15 protein-coding genes are annotated in these 15665 nt (G+C 69.8%); 12 read left to right on the top strand and 3 right to left on the bottom strand.

Annotated elements, in window-relative coordinates; genetic code table 11:
* The 3 genes from VSO01S_RS22855 to VSO01S_RS22845 form a co-directional block, all read left to right on the top strand.
* The coding region (locus tag VSO01S_RS22855; RefSeq protein ID WP_068645090.1) for a PhoX family protein at positions 1-2105 on the top strand (2105 nt) is incomplete at its 5' end.
* A gap of 220 nt (positions 2106-2325) precedes the next feature.
* The gene (locus tag VSO01S_RS22850) at positions 2326-2604 is read left to right on the top strand and encodes a helix-turn-helix domain-containing protein (RefSeq protein WP_068645089.1); all 279 of its coding nucleotides are present in this window, start codon (positions 2326-2328) and stop codon (positions 2602-2604) included.
* A gap of 2 nt (positions 2605-2606) precedes the next feature.
* The gene (locus VSO01S_RS22845) at positions 2607-3956 is read left to right on the top strand and encodes a type II toxin-antitoxin system HipA family toxin (RefSeq protein ID WP_068645088.1); all 1350 of its coding nucleotides are present in this window, start codon (positions 2607-2609) and stop codon (positions 3954-3956) included.
* Between the two features lie 22 nt (positions 3957-3978).
* Here the strand turns inward: VSO01S_RS22845 and VSO01S_RS22840 are convergent, their stop codons facing one another.
* Positions 3979-4443 carry an Lrp/AsnC family transcriptional regulator gene (locus tag VSO01S_RS22840; protein ID WP_068645087.1) on the bottom strand — a complete coding sequence of 155 codons (465 nt, stop codon included), beginning with the start codon at positions 4441-4443 and terminating at the stop codon, positions 3979-3981.
* 116 nt (positions 4444-4559) lie between these two features.
* On the opposite strand from VSO01S_RS22840, the gene mdeB reads away from it, so the two are divergent.
* Positions 4560-7190, top strand: coding sequence for an alpha-ketoglutarate dehydrogenase (gene mdeB, locus VSO01S_RS22835; RefSeq protein ID WP_084242051.1), 2631 nt, complete (start codon positions 4560-4562; stop codon positions 7188-7190).
* A 34-nt stretch (positions 7191-7224) separates the two neighbouring features.
* Here the strand turns inward: mdeB and VSO01S_RS22830 are convergent, their stop codons facing one another.
* Together VSO01S_RS22830 and VSO01S_RS22825 are read right to left on the bottom strand one after the other, a co-directional pair.
* Positions 7225-8925: a gamma-glutamyltransferase family protein gene (locus VSO01S_RS22830; RefSeq protein ID WP_068645086.1), complete on the bottom strand. Its 1701-nt coding sequence runs from the start codon at positions 8923-8925 to the stop codon at positions 7225-7227.
* A gap of 99 nt (positions 8926-9024) precedes the next feature.
* Positions 9025-9474, bottom strand: coding sequence for a PaaI family thioesterase (locus VSO01S_RS22825; RefSeq protein ID WP_068645085.1), 450 nt, complete (start codon positions 9472-9474; stop codon positions 9025-9027).
* A gap of 134 nt (positions 9475-9608) precedes the next feature.
* On the opposite strand from VSO01S_RS22825, the gene VSO01S_RS22820 reads away from it, so the two are divergent.
* The 8 genes from VSO01S_RS22820 to VSO01S_RS26880 form a co-directional block, all read left to right on the top strand.
* Positions 9609-10082, top strand: coding sequence for a GFA family protein (locus VSO01S_RS22820; RefSeq protein ID WP_153305384.1), 474 nt, complete (start codon positions 9609-9611; stop codon positions 10080-10082).
* The gene (ltnD, locus tag VSO01S_RS22815) at positions 10079-10987 is read left to right on the top strand and encodes an L-threonate dehydrogenase (RefSeq protein ID WP_068645083.1); all 909 of its coding nucleotides are present in this window, start codon (positions 10079-10081) and stop codon (positions 10985-10987) included. Before VSO01S_RS22820 ends, ltnD begins: the two co-directional genes overlap by 4 nt.
* Complete coding sequence (gene otnK, locus VSO01S_RS22810; protein WP_068645082.1) at positions 10984-12270, top strand: 3-oxo-tetronate kinase; 1287 nt, start codon at positions 10984-10986, stop codon at positions 12268-12270. The genes ltnD and otnK overlap by 4 nt, the downstream gene beginning before the upstream one ends.
* Entirely contained in the window at positions 12267-12956 is a 690-nt protein-coding gene (locus VSO01S_RS22805) for a class II aldolase/adducin family protein (RefSeq protein WP_068645081.1), read from the top strand. Before otnK ends, VSO01S_RS22805 begins: the two co-directional genes overlap by 4 nt.
* Before the next feature lie 14 nt (positions 12957-12970).
* Positions 12971-13795 (top strand): 2-oxo-tetronate isomerase, encoded by an 825-nt coding sequence (otnI, locus tag VSO01S_RS22800; protein WP_068645080.1) that lies wholly within the window; start codon positions 12971-12973, stop codon positions 13793-13795.
* Positions 13792-15003 (top strand): amidohydrolase family protein, encoded by a 1212-nt coding sequence (locus VSO01S_RS22795; RefSeq protein ID WP_068645079.1) that lies wholly within the window; start codon positions 13792-13794, stop codon positions 15001-15003. The genes otnI and VSO01S_RS22795 overlap by 4 nt, the downstream gene beginning before the upstream one ends.
* Positions 15000-15467, top strand: a complete 468-nt coding sequence (locus VSO01S_RS22790) for a RidA family protein (RefSeq protein ID WP_068645078.1) — start codon at positions 15000-15002, stop codon at positions 15465-15467. The genes VSO01S_RS22795 and VSO01S_RS22790 overlap by 4 nt, the downstream gene beginning before the upstream one ends.
* Before the next feature lie 22 nt (positions 15468-15489).
* On the top strand, positions 15490-15665 hold a 176-nt coding region (locus VSO01S_RS26880), incomplete at its 3' end, for an FAD-dependent oxidoreductase (RefSeq protein WP_153305383.1).

Here is a 15665-nt window from a genome sequence, read left to right as displayed (position 1 = left end):
TGCTGCAGGCTTGCGGCGGCGGCAGCGATGCCGCCCCGGCGCCTGCACCTTCGCCGGCTCCCGCTCCCGCTCCGGCCCCCGCGCCCGCTCCGGCGCAGTTCAAGCTCAACTTCAATGCCGTGGCCAAGAGCCTGGATGACGTGGTGAGCGTGCCGCCCGGCTACACGGCCAGCGTGCTCTATCGCCTGGGCGACCCCATTGCCGCCGGCGTGGCCGCCTACCTGAACGACGGCACGGACGACCCGGCCACCTACGACCGCCGCGCGGGCGACCACCACGACGGCATGACCTTCTTCGGCGCCGACGGCTCGGGCAAGTGGAGCAGCACGGCTGCGGACCGCGGCCTGCTGGTGATGAATCACGAAGCCATCACGCCGCTGTTCCTGCACCCCACGGGCCAGACCCTCGTCAACCAGGTGTTCAACGGCAGCACGCTCACGGATGCGCAGCGCTCCGTGGCCGGTGAAGTGCAGCGCGAGTTCTACCTGCACGGCGTGAGCGTGATCGAGGTGAGCAGGAACGGCAGCAGCTGGAGCTACAAGCAGGACTCGAGCTTCAACCGCCGCGTCCACACGCTCACCGAGATGGAATTCGGCGGCCCGGCCGCGAAGACGGACTACCTGAAGACCAGGTTCTCCACCGACGGCAGCAGGACCCGCGGTACGGTGAACAACTGCGCCAACGGCACCACGCCGTGGGGCACCTACCTCACCTGCGAGGAAAACTGGGCCGGCTATTTCCGCCGCATGACCGCCGTCGACAACCCCAAGCGCAGCGCGAAGGAACTGGCCTCCTTCAGCCGCTACGGCGTGAGCGGTGCGGGCCGCGAATTCTGGGCCACCGTGAATCCCGACACCACCGACAACCTCTACGGCCGCTGGAATACCGAACTGCTGGGCGCCAGCGCCGCCGACGACTACCGCAACGGCGCCAACACCTACGGCTGGGTGGTCGAGATCGACCCCTTCAACCCCGCCAGCACGCCCAAGAAGCGCACCGCGCTGGGCCGCATGGGCCACGAAGGCGCCTGCCTGGGACCGGTGGTGGCCGGCAAGCCGCTGGTCTGGTACATGGGCGACGACTCGCGCAACGAATACATCTACAAGTTCGTCTCCGCCAAGGCCTGGGACCCGGCCGACGTGGGGGGCGGCATCGCAGCCGGCGACAAGTACATGGACGACGGCAAGCTGTACGTGGCGCGCTTCAACGCCGACGGCACGGGCGTGTGGCTGCAGCTGGCGCTGGGCCAGAACAACATCACGTCCGGCTACGCCGCCTACGCCTTTGCCGATGCGGCCGACGTGGTGGTCAACGCCCGCCTGGCGGCCGACGCCGCCGGCGCCACCAAGATGGACCGCCCCGAGTGGGCCGCGGTGAACCCGAAGACCGGCGAGGTGTACGTCACGCTGACCAACACCAATTCGAGCGCGCGCCCCATCGGCTCGACCGACGCGGCCAACCCGCGCTTCTACAACGACCCCAAGGGCGCGGCGCAGACGGCGCAAAAGGGCAACCCCAACGGTCACATCGTGCGCTTTGCCGATGCCGGCGGCGACCCGGCCGCGACCACGTTCAACTGGGACGTGTACCTGTTCGGCGCGCGCAGCACGGCTGCCGCGGACGTCAACGTCTCGGGCCTGGTGGCCGACAACGACTTCTCCAGCCCCGACGGCATGTGGTTCAGCCAGGCTGCACCGGGCCTGCTGTGGCTGGAGACCGACGACGGCGCCTACACCGACGTGACCAACTGCATGCTGCTGGCCGCGCTGCCGGGCAAGGTGGGCGACGGCGCTGCCAGGACCCTCACCAACGTGGACGGCGCCACCACCCGCCAGCAGGCCACCTTCGTGGGCAAGGCGCCGGGCACCGAGGGCCTGCGCCGCTTCCTGGTCGGCCCGAAGGATTGCGAGATCACCGGCATTGCCGAATCGGGCGACGGCAAAGCGCTGTTCGTCAACATCCAGCACCCGGGCGAGACGACGCCGGCGGCCAGCATCGGCGATCCGACCAAGTTCGGCAGCCACTGGCCGCAAGGCGGCAGCGCGCGCCCGCGCTCGGCCACGGTGGTCATCACCAAGGATGACGGCGGGCTGATCGGGCTTTGAGCCTTGCGGGTCGCGTTCGACCCGCGGCCGCCCGGCGTTCGACAGTCACAAGCCAGCGCTTCACAGGCGCTGGCTTGTGCGCTTTTGGAGCCGGTCGAAACCAGGCGCCGGGTGAGTGACTTCACAACCGATGGATTGTGAAAGTCCAATACAGCTTATATTGTGTTTTTCGGAAAAACAAACTATAGTGCGTAAAACGTAAATACAGTCTAAGGGTTGTATGACTGACTTCGTGGTGCGCACGCCGGATCAGCTGCCCGCGCTGCTCCAGGCCTTTCGAAAGCAGGCCGGCCTCACGCAGGAAGAAGCGGCCGTCCGGCTGGGCGTTACCCAGCAGACGCTGTCCGCGCTCGAGCGAAACGCGGAACGAGTCAGCGCCGCGCGCCTGATGAAGCTGCTCGGCCTGCTGGGCGTCGAACTGGTCTTGCGCAAGGACGGCGAAGGGCAAGCCCGCGCCCCGGTCGCCAACTCGCCAAGCCCCAGTCCTTATTCCTGGTAGCCATGGGCCGGCGCTCGCACACGCAAGCCCTCGGCCTTTGGATGAACGGGGCCTTTGTCGGCACGTGGCGCCTGAGCCCGACGACCGGCGACGTGCTCGACTACGCGCCGGCCTGGGTGGCGGCCGAGCAAGGCCGGCCCCTCTCCCTTTCGCTGCCGTTTCTTCCTGGCGGCGCGGTGCATCGAGGTGCCACGGTGCGCGCCTACTTCGAGAACCTGCTGCCGGACAGCGACGCCATCCGCTCGCGCATTGCGCGGCGCTACCGGACGGGTTCGACCGATGCCTTCGAACTGCTGGGCGAAATCGGCCGCGACTGCGTGGGCGCCCTGCAGATTCTTCCCGATGGCCACACGCCGTCCGGCGTGCAGCCGGTGCAGGCGACGGCCCTGGACGATGCCGCCGTCGCGCAGGTCCTTCGTGCGGCAGTGACGCCAGGCGCGCTGGGCGTTGACGGCGACGAAGACGAGTTCCGCATCTCGATTGCAGGCGCGCAGGAGAAGACCGCGCTGCTTCGCTACCAAGGCCGGTGGTGCCTGCCGCACGGCGATACGCCGACCACGCACATCCTCAAGCTGCCCTTGGGCCTGGTGGGTGGCATGCAGTACGACATGCGCCACTCGGTCGAGAACGAGTGGCTGTGCTCGCTCATCCTCAGGGCCTACGGCTTGCCGGTGGCGGCGTGCGAACCCGTGCAGTTCGAGAACGTGAAGGCGCTGGCCGTGGAGCGATTTGACCGGGCGTGGGCGCAGGCGCCCGAGGGCGACAGCCGGCTCATCCGCCTGCCGCAGGAGGACATGTGCCAGGCCAAGGGCGTCGCGCCCACGCTGAAGTACGAAACCGACGGCGGCCCGGGCATCGACAGCATCATGGATGTGCTGGCCGGCTCCTCCCGCCGCGAGGAAGACCGCCGATGCTTCTTCGAGGCGCAGCTGGTGTTCTGGATGCTGTGCGCCACGGACGGGCATGCCAAGAACTTCAGCGTGTTCCTGCGCCCCGGCGGCAGCTACCGGCTCACGCCGCTGTACGACGTGCTGTCGGCCTACCCGATCCTTGGCAACGGAGCGGGGAAGCTGCCTGCGCACAAGGCAAGGAGGGCCATGGCGGTACGCGCGACAAATGCGCACTGGAAGATGCGCGAGATCCTGCGCCGCCACTGGATGGCGGTGGGCGAGCGCCATGGCGTGACCACGCCCGATGGCCGCGCTGCGGACGCCGTGATCGACGCGCTGGCCGAGCGCACGCCGCGGGTGATCGAGGAGGTGCGGCGCCAGCTGCCGGACGATTTCCCGCCGGCGGTGGCCGATCCGATCCTGCACGGGTTGCAGGCAGCGGCGAACAAGCTCGCGGCCTGATGAAGGCGCGCCACGCCTTCGCTCAGCGCGGCAGCGGCAGTGCCGTCTTGTAGCGCACCTGCTTGAGCGCAAAGCTGGAGCGGATCTTCTCGATGCCCGCAATGGGCGTGAGCTGCTCGAGGATGAATTTCTCCAGCGCCGCGATGTCGGCCACCGCCACGCGGATCAGGTAGTCGCTGTCGCCGGTCATCAGGTAGCACTCCATCACTTCCTCGTGCTCGGCAATGCGCTGCTCGAAGGCGGCCAGGCTCGCTTTGTTCTGCGAGGTGAGGCTGATGGAGATGAACACGTTCAGCCCCAGGCCCAGCGCCTGCGCGCTGGCAATGGCCACGTAGCGGTCGATGACGCCGGCCGCCTCCAGCGCCTTCACCCGCGCCAGGCACGGCGAGGGCGACAGCTGCACGCGGCGCGCCAGCTCCACGTTGGAGAGCGCGCCATCGCGCTGCAGTTCGTCCAGGATGCGCAGATCGATGGCGTCGAGTTTCATGGTGGCCGGAGAATTTCGCGATTTCGTGATTCGGCGGCAGTTTATGCTGCGTTCGACCTTGATCGGGCGCTCGATCGGCATCCTATTCTGGACCTTGCCGCCTAAAGTGCGGCAATATGAACGCCCCACTGCATCCCGAGCACCTGCGTGCCCTGCTGGCCATGACCGCCGCATCGCCGGACCATCACGACATCGACCCCGCCGAAAGCGCGGAATGGCGCGAGGCCTTCCTGGCGCTGGTGGAGGCGCATGGCCCCGAGCGTGCGCGCTTCATGCTGGGTGAACTGGCGCGCATGGCACGGCAGCAGCAGATCGGCTGGCAGCCCGAGCTCAACACCCCTTACGTCAACACGATCCCGGTCGAGGCGCAGCCCGCCTTCCCCGGCGACCTCGCGGTCGAGGAGCGCCTGGGTTCCCTCATGCGCTGGAACGCGCTGGCGATGGTGGTGCGCGCCAACCAGGCGTATGGCGAGCTGGGCGGCCACATCGCCAGCTATGCGAGCGCGGCCGATCTGTTCGAGGTGGGCTTCAACCATTTCTTCCATGCTCGCGACGACCAGCACCGCGGCGACCTGGTGTTCTTCCAGCCGCACAGCGCCCCGGGCGTCTATGCCCGCGCGTACCTCGAAGGCCGTCTGAGCGAGCAGGACCTGCAGCACTACCGCCAGGAGATCGAGGTGCAGGGCGGTGCGCGCGGCCTGTGCAGCTACCCGCACCCCTGGCTCATGCCGGACTTCTGGCAGTTTCCGACCGGCTCCATGGGCATCGGGCCCATCAGCTCGATCTACCACGCGCGCTTCATGCGCTACCTCACGCACCGCAACCTGCTGGACTGCGAAGGCCGGAAAGTGTGGGGCGTGTTCGGCGACGGCGAGATGGACGAGCCCGAGTCGATGAGCGCGCTCACCCTGGCCGCGCGCGAGAAGCTCGACAACCTGGTGTGGGTGGTCAACTGCAACCTGCAGCGCCTGGACGGACCGGTGCGCGGCAACGGCCGCATCATCGACGAGCTGGAAAAGCTCTTCGCCGGCGCCGGCTGGAACGTGATCAAGCTGGTGTGGGGCAGCGACTGGGACGGCCTGTTCGCCCGCGACCTCACCGGCGCCCTGGCCCGCGCCTTCGCGCAGACGGTGGACGGCCAGATGCAGACCTTCGCCGCCAAGGACGGCCGCTTCAACCGCGAGAACTTCTTCGGCCAGAATGATTCGCTGGCGCGCCTGGCCCAGGGCATGACCGACGAGCAGATCGACCGCCTCAAGCGCGGCGGCCACGACATCGTGAAGATCCATGCCGCCTATGCGGCCGCGGCCGCGCACCGCGGCCAGCCCACGGTCATCCTGGCCCACACCAAGAAGGGCTACGGCATGGGCACGGCCGGGCAGGGCAAGATGACCACGCATTCGCAGAAGAAGCTGGACGAGGCCGACCTGCTGGCCTTCCGCAACCGCTTCAACCTGCCGCTGTCGGACGAGCAGGCGACCACGCTGGCCTTCTACAAGCCCGCCGAGGACAGCGCGGAGATGCGCTACCTGAAGGATCGCCGTGCCACCCTGGGCGGTGCCATGCCGCGCCGCGAAACCGCCTGCAGCGTGGTGCCGGTGCCCGCGCTGGCCGGCTACGCGCAGTTCGCCGTGGCGGCGGCCGGCAAGGAGATGAGCACCACCATGGCCTTCGTGCGCCTCTTGGGCAACCTGCTCAAGGACGGGCAGCTGGGCCCGCGCATCGTGCCCATCGTGGCCGACGAGGCGCGCACCTTCGGCATGGCCAACCTGTTCAAGCAGGTGGGCATCTATTCGAGCGTGGGCCAGCGCTACGCGCCGGAGGACATCGGCTCGGTGCTGAGCTACCGCGAAGCGACCGACGGGCAGATCCTGGAAGAGGGCATCAGCGAGGCCGGCGCCATCGCCAGCTGGACGGCCGCCGCCACCAGCTACAGCGTGCACGGCCTGGCCATGCTGCCCTTCTACATCTACTACTCGATGTTCGGCTTTCAGCGTGTGGGCGATGCGATCTGGGCCGCCGCCGACCAGCGCGCCCGCGGCTTTTTGCTGGGCGCCACGTCGGGCCGCACCACGCTGGGCGGCGAGGGCCTGCAGCACCAGGACGGCAGCAGCCACCTGGTGGCCGCCACCATTCCCAACTGCAAGGCCTACGACCCGGCCTTCGCCGGCGAGATGGCGGTGATCGTGGATGCGGGCATGCGCGAGATGCTCATGGAGCAGCGCGACGTCTTCTACTACGTCACCCTGATGAACGAGAACTACGCGCAGCCCGATCTGCCGGCCGATGCACATGCGCACGTGCTGCGCGGCTGTTACCGCTTCGGCAGCTACGGCCCCGAAGGCGCGAAGAAGAAGGTGACGCTGCTGGGCTCCGGCGCGATCCTCACCGAGGTCATCAAGGCCGCGCAGGCGCTGGCGGACGAAGGCATTGCGTCCGAGGTGTTCAGCGTGACCAGCTGGAGCGAGCTGGCGCGTGACGGCCAGGCCTGCGAGGCCGACGAGGCCGGCGAGGTGCCTTTCGTTGCGCAGCAACTGGCCGCGACCCAAGGCCCGGTGATCGCCGCCACCGACTACGTGCGGGCCGTGCCGGAAAGCATCCGGGCCTTCGTGCCAGAGGGCCGGCGCTACGTGACGCTGGGCACCGACGGCTTCGGCCGCAGCGACACGCGGGCCGCGCTGCGCCGGTTCTTCGGCGTGGATGCCGCCAGCATCGCGGCGGCGGCCCGGCGCGCCCTGGCCGCCTGAACTGCAGCGCGGCGTGCTTGCGCGCTGCGCCGGTCTACACGCCCAGCGCGATGCCGTCGCTGCGCGGATCGTGCGCCCCGCTCATGCTGCCGTCCGCCTCGATGCGGATGGCCCCCGGATGGCCGGCCAGCGGGCTTTGCGCGTCGATGGGGCTCACTTCGTGGCCGCGCGCGGCCAGGGCCTTGAACACGTCCTCGCCCGCGTCGCGCTCCAGCTTGAGGCTGTCGCGCGAATCGGAAAAGGTGCGTCCCAGCAGGAAGCGCGGGCGCGCCAGCGCGGTGAGCGGGTCCATGCCGTAGTCGATCATCCGCGTGAGCACGGCGGACAGGGTCTGCGGCTGGCCGTCGGCGCCCTGCGTGCCGTAGAGGATGCTGGGCCGCCCGCCCTGCAGGTACATGCCGGGGTTGAGGGTGTGGAAGGGCCGCTTGCCCGGCTGCAGCACGTTGTGGTGCTTGGGGTCCAGCGTGAACGATGCGCCACGGTTGTGCCACAGCACGCCGGTGTCGCCCACCACCACGCCGCTGCCCCAGTCGAAGTACACGGTCTGCAGCACGCTCACGCAGCGGCCCTCGCGGTCGGCGGCGGCGATGTAGACCGTGTCCGCCGGCTTGAAGACCTGCGGCCAGGGCATGGCCGCGTCCATGCGGATGCGTTTGGCCAGCGCATCGAGGTTGTCCTTGGAGAGCATCTTCATCACCGGCACGTCCACGTACTCCGGATCGGCGATGTAGCGGTTGCGGTCGATGAAGGCCAGCTTCACCGCCTCGACCAGCAGGTGGTAGTAGTCCGCGCTGCCCTCGGCGTATTGCCGGAGGTTGAAGCGCTCCAGGATGCCCATGATCTCCAGCGTGGTGGCGCCCTGGGTGGGCGGGCGCAGGCCGACCAGCTCGCCGCCGCGGTAGCCCACGCGCAGCGGCATCTCGTCGCGTGCGCGGCAGCGCGCCATGTCCTGCGCGGTGAGCGGCGAGCCCACCTGCTTCAGGCCGGCGGCCAGGCGCCATGCGGTTTCGCCTTCGTAGAACTCGCGCGCGCCCTGGGTGGCGATCCGGTCCAGCGTGCGCGCCAGCTGCGGCTGGCGGAAGAGCTGGCCCACCTCGGGAATGCGTCCGCCCGGCATGAAGACCGGCGCGAAGCCCGGCCAGTCGCCCAGCTCCTTGGCGCGGAACTCCTGCCAGAAGCGCTGCGAGGGCGTGACCGGAAAGCCGTTGGCCGCATGCTCGATGGCGCGCTTGAACAGGGCGCTCCAGGCCAGCTTGCCGCCCCACGACTTGCGGCTGAATTCGAAGGCCTGGTCCCAGGTGTCGATGGTGGCGGCGGTGGTCAGCGCCGAGCCCGGCCCGCGCACCGGGATCGATCCGGAATAGCTCAGCGGATTGGCCGCCGCCTGCCCGGCGCCCGAGAGCGTGCGCAGGGTGCCCTTGCGGTCGCCGATCACCCAGAAGGCGTCGCCGCCGATGCCGGTGAAGTGGGGGTAGGTCACGCACAGGGCCGCGCCGATGGCGATGGCCGCCTCGATGGCGTTGCCGCCGGCCTGCAGCACTTCCAGCCCGGCGCGGCTGGCCAGCTCGTGCGGGCTGGTGACCATGCCGGCCGACGAGCGGGCGAGCTTGTTCGACGGCACGGCAGCCGCAGCCTGCGCGCGCACCGACGGCGGCAGCGCGGCGACGCCGGCGAACGCGGCGCCGCCCAGGAGAATGCTGCGGCGCGACAGCCTGGAAGAAGACGATGTGTCCATGGGGTTCCACTCCATTCGTGCCCGGCTCGGCCCGGCGAAGCGCGAAGGGTAGGAAGGAGGGGTGCGCGGCGTCTACGGACCCGCGCTGATGCGCTCAATTCATGGCATGGATGGTGGCGCCTTGGCGGGCGTGGCGGCGTCGATGTTGCGGGCGGTTCCGAGCAAGGTGGCGCACAGCTGCTCCTGCCCGTCGCCGTCCACCGCGTACACCTCGGCGGCGCAGACGGTCAGCAGGCGGCTGGCGTCCACCACCCGTCCGAGCGCGCGCAGGTGCGTGCCGCGCGCCGGCGCCACGATCTTCAGCGTGCCGTCGATGGTCGCGTTGATCCAGCCGCTGGGCAGCAGCGTGCCGGCCGCCGACACCGCTGCGAAGTCCGCGATGGCGAACAACGCGGTGGCCTGCAACTGGCCGGGACGAAAGCAGAACGCATCGAGCACCGGCATCCGGATTTCGGACCGGCCGCCCTCCAGGTGCTGAAAATCGAGCTGCAGGGTGCGGGCCATCGGCATGGCAAGAACCGCGTCGCGAATCAGTTGCGCATTGCTCATTTGCGGGGCTCCTTGGTTGGAGCGCCGAGCGTCGCGCCGCCCGCATGTCCCGCGCAATCACTTGTGTGACGACTTTGCCGCAGAATCAAAGGCTCCAGCCGGTTTCTGTCACGCACGCGTCACGGGTGATGACCATGAGCACCAACAAGCCACAACCCCCGCTTCCCTACCAGGGCGGATGCCTGTGCGGCGCCGTTCGCTACGAGGTGAACGCCGAACTTCCGCGCGCCTCGCATTGCCACTGCAGCATGTGCCGCAAGGCGCACGGCGCAGCCTTTGCCACCTACGCCACCGTGCCCCGGGCGAAGTTCCGTTTCACGCGCGGTGCCGAGGGCGCACTGCGCAGCTACGAATCGTCGCCGGGCATCCTGCGCAGCTTCTGCATGCACTGCGGCTCGCCGCTGAGTTGGTCCAGCAAGGAGACGCGCGACGCCGACGAGGTCGACTTCACGCTCGGTACGCTGGATGCGCCCATCGGCCCGCCGCAGCAGTGGCACATCTACACGGCGTCCAAGGCGTCGTGGTACGACATCGAGGACCATCACCCGCAATGGCCGGAGAGAAAGCCGGAGCAACAGAGCCCAAAGACAGGAGACAAGACTGAATGAGCGACAACCAGACGAACAAGCCCGTGGGCCTCATTGGCCTGGGCGCCATGGGGGCCGGCATTGCCGCCACCCTGCGGCGCGCCGGCTACCACCTGCATGTGTGCGACGCACGGCGCGAGGCGGCGGCGGCCTTCGCCCGCGACGGCGGCACCGCCCATGAGAGCCCCGCGCAGGTGGCGGCGCAGTGCGACACCCTCGTGAGCGTGGTGGTCAATGCGCAGCAGACCGAGGAGGTGCTGTTCGGCCCGGGTGGCGCCGCCGGCGCCATGAAGCCGGGCAGCGTGTTCATCATGTGCTCCACCGTCGATCCCAACTGGTCCATCGCGCTGGAAAAGCGCCTGGGCGATCTGGGCATCCACTACATCGACGCGCCCATCTCCGGCGGCGCGGCCAAGGCGGCCAGCGGGCAGATGACCGTGATGTCTTCCGCCAGGCCCGAGGCCTATGCCCAGGCCGGCGGCGTGCTCGACGCCATGGCCGGCAAGGTCTACCGCCTGGGCGACCGGGCCGGCGCCGGCAGCAAGGTGAAGATCATCAACCAACTGCTGGCCGGCGTGCACATCGCCGCCGCGGCCGAAGCCATGGCGCTGGGCATCCGAGAAGGCGTGGCGCCCGATGCGCTGTACGAGGTCATCACCCACAGCGCGGGCAACAGCTGGATGTTCGAGAACCGCATGGCCCACGTGCTGGCGGGCGACTACACGCCTTTGTCGGCCGTCGACATCTTCGTGAAGGACCTCGGCCTGGTGCTGGACACGGCGCGCGCCAGCAAGTTTCCGCTGCCGCTGGCGTCCACCGCGCACCAGATGTTCATGCAGGCCTCCACCGCCGGCTTTGCCAAGGAAGACGACAGCGCGGTGATCAAGATCTTTCCGGGCATCACGCTGCCGGAGGGCAAGGCATGAAGCTGGGTTGCATCGCGGACGACTTCACCGGCGCGACGGATCTCGCCAACAACCTGGTGCGCGCCGGCATGCGCGTGGTGCAGACGATCGGCGTACCCCCCGCGCCGCTGGCGGCCGAGGTGGATGCGGTGGTGGTGGCGCTCAAGTCGCGCACCATCGCGCCGGCGGAGGCGGTCGAGCAGTCGCTGGCGGCGCTGAAGTGGCTGCAGGCCCAGGGCGCACAGCAGATCTACTTCAAGTACTGCTCCACCTTCGACAGCACGCCCGAGGGCAACATCGGCCCCGTCACCGAGGCGCTGATGGAGGCGCTGGGCACCGACTTCACCATTGCCACGCCCGCCTTCCCGGACAACGGCCGCACCGTGTTCAAGGGCTACCTGTTCGCGGGCGACGTGCTGCTGAACGAAAGCGGCATGCAGAAGCACCCGCTCACGCCCATGACCGACCCCAACCTGGTGCGGGTGATGCAGGCGCAGACGAAGAAGCGCAAGGTGGGGCTCATCGACTACCGCAGCGTGGCGCGCGGCGCGCAGGCGGTGCGCGAGCGCATCGCGCAGCTGCGCGCCGAAGGCGTGGGCGTGGCCATCGTCGACGCCTTGTCCAACGACGACCTGCTGCGCCTGGGCCCGGCGCTGGCGGACCTGCCGCTGGTCACGGCCGGCTCCGGCGTGGCCATCGGTCTGCCGGCCAACTTTGGCATCGCGCCTTCATCCACCGCCGGCGCGCTGCCGCCGGCGCCCGGGCTGCGGGCCGTGGTGTCGGGCAGCTGCTCGCTGGCCACCAACCGGCAGGTGCGGCATTTCATCGACGTGGCCAAGCGCCCCGCGCTGGCGCTGGACCCGCTTCGCATCGCCAAGGAGGGCGCCGAAGCGGTCGCGCGCGAGGCGCTTGCCTGGGCCGGGCCGCTGCTGGGTGGCGGACCGGTGCTCGTGTATTCCACGGCCGAGAGCGAATCGGTGAAATCGGTGCAGGGCCAGCTGGGCGTGGAGCAGGCCGGCGCCATGGTGGAGCACTGCATTGCCGCCATTGCGCGCGGCCTGGTGGCCGAGCTGGGCGTGCGCCAGCTGGTGGTGGCCGGCGGCGAAACCTCCGGCGCCTGCGTGCAGGCGCTGGGCATCGCGCAGATGCAGATCGGCGCGCAGATCGACCCCGGCGTGCCCTGGTGCCATGCGCACACCCCGGCCGCGAGCGGCGCGGGCATCCGCATCGCCCTGAAGTCGGGCAACTTCGGCACCGAGGATTTCTTCACCAAGGCCTTCGCGGCGCAGGACGCGGGCGCATGAACGAACTGCAGCTGCGCGAAGAAATCGTGCGCGTGGGCCGCAGCCTGTTCGAGCGCGGCTATGTGCATGCCACCGCCGGCAACATCAGCGTGCGGCTGGACGACGGCGGCTTTCTCATCACGCCCACCGACGCGAGCCTCGGCCACCTGGACCCGGCGCGCCTGGCCCGGCTCGACGCCGGCCTGCAGCAAACGGGCGGCGACCGCGCCAGCAAGACCATCGCGCTGCACAGCCGCATCTATGCCGCCGCCGCGCAGGTGGCGGCCACGGCCGGCACGCGCTGCGTCATCCACACCCACTCCACGCACTGCGTGGCGCTCACGCTGCACGAGGCGGCGCCCGATGCCGAGCTGCTGCCGCCCATCACGCCCTACTTCGTGATGAAGGTCGGCCATGTGCCCCGCATCGCCTACCAGCGCCCCGGCGCAGCCGAAGCCGCGGAGGCGGTGGCGCAGGCCATTTCCCGCTATGGCCAGCGCGGCACGCCCATCCGCGCCGTGATGCTGGAGCGGCTGGGCCCCAACGTCTGGCACGACTCGCCGGCCGCCGCCATGGCGGTGCTGGAAGAACTGGAGGAGACTGCCAGGCTCCATTGGATGAGCCTCGCCGGCTCGCGCGGCGCGCCCGCTCCGCTCGACGAGGCCCGTATCGAAGAATTGCGCCGCCAGTTCGGCGCCCATTGGTAGAGAAGAAAGAACCCATGCCCCGATTTGCCGCCAACCTGTCGATGCTCTATCCGGAGCTCGATTTCCTGGACCGCTTCGAAGCGGCCGCCCGCGATGGCTTTCGCGCCGTCGAATACCTCTTTCCCTATGCCTACGAAGCGCGCGAGCTGAAGGCGCGGCTCGATGCCAACGGCCTGCAGCAGGTGCTGTTCAACGCCCCGCCCGGCAACTGGGACGGCGGCGAGCGCGGCCTGGCCTGCCTGCCCGGGCGCGAGGCGGAATTCCGCGAGGGCGTGAAGAAGGCCATCGACTACGCGCAGGCGCTGGCCTGCCCGCGCATCCACCTCATGGCCGGCCTGCTGCCCGAGGGCACCGAGCGCGAGGCGCTGCAGCCCGGCTACGTGGCCAACCTGCAATGGGCCGCGGCCGAAGCCGCCCAGGCCGGCCTCGACGTGCTGGTCGAGCCCATCAACACGCGCGACATTCCGCGCTTCTTCCTCAACCGCCAGGACCACGCGCATGAAATCGTGGAAGCCGTGGGCGCGTCCAACGCCAAGGTACAGATGGACCTCTACCACTGCCAGATCGTCGAGGGCGACGTGGCGATGAAGATCCGCAAGTACCTGCCCACCGGCCGCGTCGGGCACTTCCAGATCGCCGGCGTGCCGCAGCGCTTCGAGCCGGACGTGGGCGAGCTCAACCACGACTACCTGTTCGAGGTGATCGACGAGGTGTCCGCCGCCTGCGGCTGGCAGGGCTGGGTGGGCTGCGAATACAAGCCCGCGCGCGGTGCGGTGAAGAACGGCACGTCGGACGGCCTGGGCTGGCTGCGCAAGCTGCAGGGCCGGGCGGCGGCATGAAGCTTCAGGCGCTGCACATTCCGCGCGGCCTGCGCGGCCAAGGGCTCGGCGAGGCCCAGGCCTACGACATCACGCTGGACGACGGCCGCGTGGCCTCGGTGGAACCTGCGCGCGATTCGCACGTGCGCGGCACGCTCATCAGCTGCCCGGTCGATGCCCACGTGCACATCGACAAGAACTACACGGTGCGCGACGTCGGCCCGGCCAACGGCAACCTCTTTGCCGCCATCGGCCGCATGGAAGAAAAGCGTGCGCTATGGAGCGTCGAGCACTTCGCGCAGCGCATGGAGCGTGCGGCGCAGCAGGCCTGGCGCTGCGGCACGCGCGCCCTGCGCACGCACCTGGACTGGCCCCGGCCCGAGGCGCCGCGCTCGCTGCTGGCCTTCGAGCAGTTGCGCGAACGCTGGCGCGGCCGGCTCGAGCTGCAGTTCGTCTCGCTCACCCCGCTGGACGTGTTTGCCGACGCTGAAGCGGGCGGCCGCATCGCGCGGGCGGTGCGCCAGTCCGGCGGCGTGCTGGGCGCCTTCGTCTATCGCAACGAGGGCCTGGTGCACAAGCTGGGGCGGGTGTTCGACCTGGCGCAGGAGCACGGCCTGGCGCTGGACTTCCATGTGGACGAAGGGCTGGACGCCGACGCCACCGGCCTGCGCGCCATTGCCCAGCTGACGATCGCCCGCGGCAGCTCCGGGCCGCGCGTGGTGTGCGGCCATGCCTGCTCGCTGTCGGTGCAGCCCGCCGCCCAGGCGCAGGACACGCTGGCACTGTGCGCCAGCGCCGGCATCCACCTGGTGGCGCTGCCCACCACCAACCTGTATTTGCAGGGCGCGTGGGACGCCACGCCCGTGCCGCGCGGCATCACCCGCCTGCGCGAGGCGGCCGCGGCCGGCCTGCGCCCGGCGCTGGCCACCGACAACGTGCAGGACGCCTTCTACCCCTACGGCAGCTACGACCTGCTGGAGACCTTCGGCCTGGGCGTGCAGATGGCGCACCTGGCGCCGGCCGGCGACTGGCTCGATGCCGTCACCACCCATCCCGCCGCGGCGCTGGGCCTGTCGTGGGACGGCCGCATCGCCCCCGGCTGCCCCGCCGACCTGGTGGTTCTGGCGGCCACGGACGAATACGAACTGCTGGACCCGGAAGGCCGCGCACGCACCGTGATCCGCGCGGGCCGCGTGCTGCAACAACAAGACAAGGAACAAGCGCCATGAGCACCATGGGCCAGCCGATGGCCAACTACGCCGCCGCCAAGCGCGTCGGCGATTTCGTCTTCATGAGCGGCGTGGTGGCGGTCGATCCCGCCACGCGCCGCGCGGTGTCCAGCTACGAGGCGCTGCCGGACAGTGCCCGCAGTGCCTTGCAGGGCCTGGGCTACTGCACCGGCCAGATGTCGGTGGACGTGTTCGAGGCGCCCGTCGTGGCGCAGAGCTGGTACGTGCTCGAGCGCATCCGCACCCTGGCGGCCGAGCATGGCGGCACCATGGAAGACGTGGTGAAGCTGGTGCAGTACTTCCGCCGCCTGGAGCACTATGCGCCCTACAACCGGGTGCGCGGCCTGTTCTACCCGAGCGCGCCGCCGGTGAGCACGGTGGTGGAGGTGTCGCGCTTCCTGCCCGGCGACGAGGTGCTGGTGGAGGTCGAGGCGACCATGTACCTGCCGCCCCGGCAGGGCTGAGTCCGGCGCGAGGTCTCGCAGCATGGCCGGCACCGCCCCCGCGAGCTGCGACGTGCTGGTGATCGGCGCCGGCCCCGCTGGCAGTGCCTGCGCCCAGGTGCTGGCGCGCGCCGGCCTGGACGTGCTGCTGTGCGACCGGCACGCGTTTCCGCGCGACAAGGTCTGCGGCGACGGCCTGATTCCGGACGCGCACCGCGC

The organism is Variovorax soli NBRC 106424, from assembly GCF_001591385.1.
In the GTDB taxonomy this organism is placed as follows: domain Bacteria; phylum Pseudomonadota; class Gammaproteobacteria; order Burkholderiales; family Burkholderiaceae_C; genus Variovorax; species Variovorax soli.
The sequence above is the reverse complement of the archived record's forward strand: the minus strand, read 5'-3'. Positions and strand labels throughout refer to the sequence as shown.

Coding starts and splice junctions, on each gene's coding strand:
- VSO01S_RS22850 (WP_068645089.1), top strand. CDS start 2,326: ATGACTGACTTCGTGGTGCGCACGCCGGATCAGCTGCCCGCGCTGCTC.
- VSO01S_RS22845 (WP_068645088.1), top strand. CDS start 2,607: ATGGGCCGGCGCTCGCACACGCAAGCCCTCGGCCTTTGGATGAACGGG.
- VSO01S_RS22840 (WP_068645087.1), bottom strand. CDS start 4,443: ATGAAACTCGACGCCATCGATCTGCGCATCCTGGACGAACTGCAGCGC.
- mdeB (WP_084242051.1), top strand. CDS start 4,560: ATGAACGCCCCACTGCATCCCGAGCACCTGCGTGCCCTGCTGGCCATG.
- VSO01S_RS22830 (WP_068645086.1), bottom strand. CDS start 8,925: ATGGACACATCGTCTTCTTCCAGGCTGTCGCGCCGCAGCATTCTCCTG.
- VSO01S_RS22825 (WP_068645085.1), bottom strand. CDS start 9,474: ATGAGCAATGCGCAACTGATTCGCGACGCGGTTCTTGCCATGCCGATG.
- VSO01S_RS22820 (WP_153305384.1), top strand. CDS start 9,609: ATGAGCACCAACAAGCCACAACCCCCGCTTCCCTACCAGGGCGGATGC.
- ltnD (WP_068645083.1), top strand. CDS start 10,079: ATGAGCGACAACCAGACGAACAAGCCCGTGGGCCTCATTGGCCTGGGC.
- otnK (WP_068645082.1), top strand. CDS start 10,984: ATGAAGCTGGGTTGCATCGCGGACGACTTCACCGGCGCGACGGATCTC.
- VSO01S_RS22805 (WP_068645081.1), top strand. CDS start 12,267: ATGAACGAACTGCAGCTGCGCGAAGAAATCGTGCGCGTGGGCCGCAGC.
- otnI (WP_068645080.1), top strand. CDS start 12,971: ATGCCCCGATTTGCCGCCAACCTGTCGATGCTCTATCCGGAGCTCGAT.
- VSO01S_RS22795 (WP_068645079.1), top strand. CDS start 13,792: ATGAAGCTTCAGGCGCTGCACATTCCGCGCGGCCTGCGCGGCCAAGGG.
- VSO01S_RS22790 (WP_068645078.1), top strand. CDS start 15,000: ATGAGCACCATGGGCCAGCCGATGGCCAACTACGCCGCCGCCAAGCGC.